Origin of the sequence: Phenylobacterium sp., from assembly GCF_030693805.1 — a bacterium.
Lineage (GTDB): Bacteria > Pseudomonadota > Alphaproteobacteria > Caulobacterales > Caulobacteraceae > Phenylobacterium.
In genome coordinates, this window is the sequence record NZ_JAUXZW010000187.1 from 1 (window position 1) to 3,057 (window position 3,057).

Consider the following 3,057-nt stretch of genomic DNA (forward strand, 5'->3'; position numbering starts at 1 on the left):
TGACGCCCAGAGCGCCGCGGCGTCAGCGACCCAAGCCTCCCAAGCCGCCGCCGCGAGCCTTGCCCAGGCCAGCCAGGCCGCCGCGGACCAGACCGCGATCGCCGCGGATCGCGCAGCCGAAGCGACCCGCGAGGCGGCCGCCAATGCGTCCGATACCGCCAACGAAGTTTCCGACGCGGTCACCGATCCGGCTCCGAATCAATAATCTCGCTGAAGGCGCGGGCGGCGAGCGTATCGCCCGCGCCTTTTTCACGCCCGCAGTTTGCCGCCCGGCGCTGGGAGGCCTAAATCTCGTCCATGCGCCAGACCTTCGATGAAAGCACCGACCCCTCGTTCGGACCGCGCCATGTGCCGCTGATCCGTGAAGCCATGGCCCGCCAGGGCCTGGATGGCTTCCTCGTCCCGCACGAGGACGAGCATCAGAACGAATACCTGCCGGCCGCCAACGACCGCCTGGCGTGGGCCACCGGTTTCACCGGGTCGGCGGGGGCTGCCGTCATCCTGCGCGACAAGGCCGCGGTTTTCGTCGACGGACGCTACAGCTTGCAGGTCCGCGATCAGGTCGACGCCTCTACGTTCGAGATCCGCGACCTCGTCGACGGCGGCGTGCCGGCCTACATCGAGACCGCCGCCGCGCACGGCCAGTCGATCGGCTACGACCCGCGCCTGCACAGTCCCGATGCGCTGGCCCACCTGCGGCTGGCCGCCGCCAAGGCCGGCGCCGAGCTCAAGCCCGTCGAGCTCAATCCCCTGGACCAAGCCTGGGGCGCCGCACGTCCGGACCAGCCGGCGGCCCCAGTGGTGCCGCACCCGCTCGAGTACGCAGGCGAGGCCTCGGCCGCCAAGCGTAAGCGCATCGGCGAGACCCTGGCCGCGCGCGGGGCTCACGCCGCCGTGCTGACCGCGCCGGCGTCTATCGCCTGGCTGTTCAACATCCGCGGCGGCGACGTGATCCGCTCGCCCCTACCGCTCGGCCAGGCCGTGCTCAACGCCGACGGGACCGCGCACCTGTTCCTGGATCCACGCAAGGTCACCTCGGATCTCGCCGTCTGGCTGGGCAACGAGGTGACGCTGGAGGCGCCCGACAAGCTGCAAGCGGCGCTCGCCAATCTGTCCGGCCAGACCGTGCTGGTCGACCCTTCGCAGTCGTCGGCCTGGTACTTCGACGCGCTTGCGCAAGCCGGCGCCGACGTGCTCCGCGCCGAAGATCCGACCGCCCTGCCGCGCGCCTGCAAGAATGACGTCGAGATCGAGGGCGCACGCCGGGCCCACCGCCGCGACGGCGCTGCGCTCACCCGCTTCCTGCACTGGGTGGCCACCGAAGGTCAGTTGAGTCCGCCCGACGAGATCGAGATCGTCACCCGGCTGGAGGGTTTTCGGGAACAGACCGGCGCGCTCAAGGACCTGTCGTTCGATACAATCGCGGGCGCGGCCTCGAACGGCGCGGTCGTCCACTACCGCCCGACCACGCGGCTCAACAAGCGCACCGAGCCCGGATCGCTGCTGCTGGTGGATTCCGGCGCCCAGTACCTGGACGGCACCACCGACGTCACCCGCACCGTCTCCATCGGCGAGCCGTCGCGCGAGATGGCCGAGCGCTTCACCCTGGTGCTGAAGGGCAACCTCGCGCTGGCTCGCGTGCGCTTCCCGGCCGGGACCACAGGCTCCAGCCTGGACGCTCTGGCCCGCGCCGCGCTGTGGGCCCACGGCCTCGACTACGACCACGGCACCGGCCACGGCGTCGGCTCCTACCTGGGCGTCCACGAGGGCCCGCACCGGATCTCCAAGTCGCCTAGCACTGTGGCGTTGCACGCCGGCATGGTCGTCTCCAACGAGCCCGGCTACTACAAGGAAGGCGCCTACGGCATCCGTATCGAGAACCTGCAGGTGGTCACCCCGGCCGAGCCGATCGCCGGCGGCGAGCGTCCGATGCTGGGCTTCGAGACCCTGACACTGGCGCCCATCGACCGCCGGCTGGTCGCCCTGGACCTGCTGACGCCCGAGGAACGCGCACAGTTTGACGCCTACCACGCCCGCGTGCTCGCCGAGGTCGGCCCGAAAGTCCCGCCCGACGTGCGCGCGTGGCTGGCGGAGGCCTGCGCCCCGCTCTAGCGGCGCGAGGCCAACAGCGAGGCCACGCGAATCACGTTGCGGCGTTTCAACTCGCTCAGGAAACGCCCCGCCACGCCCCGCACCTCAGATGCGACTGACTACGCCGCATCTGCGCCCTTGCGTGAACGTGTTTAGCCGGCGCCCACGAGCGCCAGCCACTCGTCCTCGGTCAGCACCTGCAGGCCAAGTTCGGCCGCGGTCTTCAGCTTTGAGCCGGCCCCGGGCCCAGCCACGACGATGTCGGTCTTCTTGGACACCGACGAGGAGACCTTCGCGCCCAGCGCCTCTGCCTGGGCCTTGGCTTCGTCGCGGGTCATCCGCTCCAGCGCGCCGGTGAACACCACGGTCTTGCCGGCGACCGCCGTATCGGTCTTCGGCTGCTCGGCGTCCTGGATGGTCAGTTGCTCGGCCAGCGCCTGCACCGCGCGCCGGTTGTGGTCCTCGGCGAAATAGGCCGCCGCCGCCTCGATCACCGCGGTCCCGATTTGGTCGAACGCGTCCAATTCCTCGATCGCCTCGGGATCGCGCTCGGCGATCCTGTCCATCGCCGCCAGGAACGCCTGCGCCGTGCCGTAGCCGCGCGCCATGCCGACCGCTGTGGTCTCGCCGATGTGGCGCACGCCCAAGCCGTAGATGAACCGATCCAGCGGGATCGTGCGACGCGCCTCGATGCCCGCTCTCAGGTTGCGCACGCTGGTCTCGCCGTATCCGTCAATGGACAGCAACTCGTCCAGCTTCGACTGATCCAGGGCCAGCCGGAAGATATCGGCCGGCTCCTTCAGCCAGCCGCGCTCGTAGAACGCCGCCAACTGCTTCTCCCCCAGCCCCTCGATGTCAAAGGCCCGGCGCGACACGAAGTGGCGCAGGTGCTGCAGGCGCTGGAACGGGCACGCGAACTCGCCCGTGCAGCGCCGCACGACAGTCTCCGCGCCCGACGCCGTCGTC

The 3,057-nt window shown here is 70.3% G+C and carries 3 protein-coding genes; 2 read left to right on the forward strand and 1 reads right to left on the reverse strand.

Annotated elements, in window-relative coordinates; translation table 11 throughout:
* Both Q8M88_RS07710 and Q8M88_RS07715 read left to right on the forward strand, forming a co-directional pair.
* On the forward strand, nucleotides 1–205 hold a 205-nt coding region (locus Q8M88_RS07710; RefSeq protein ID WP_305596042.1), incomplete at its 5' end, for a hypothetical protein.
* 92 nt (nucleotides 206–297) lie between these two features.
* Complete coding sequence (locus Q8M88_RS07715; protein WP_305596044.1) at nucleotides 298–2,112, forward strand: aminopeptidase P family protein; 1,815 nt, start codon at nucleotides 298–300, stop codon at nucleotides 2,110–2,112.
* A 131-nt stretch (nucleotides 2,113–2,243) separates the two neighbouring features.
* Here Q8M88_RS07715 and Q8M88_RS07720 read toward each other — a convergent pair.
* Nucleotides 2,244–3,057: BRCT domain-containing protein (locus Q8M88_RS07720; RefSeq protein ID WP_305596046.1), on the reverse strand; the 814-nt coding region annotated here is incomplete at its 5' end.

Bases quoted from the DNA above. Each gene is read 5' to 3' on its own strand.
- Q8M88_RS07715 (WP_305596044.1), top strand. From the start codon at position 298: ATGCGCCAGACCTTCGATGAAAGCACCGACCCCTCGTTCGGACCGCGC.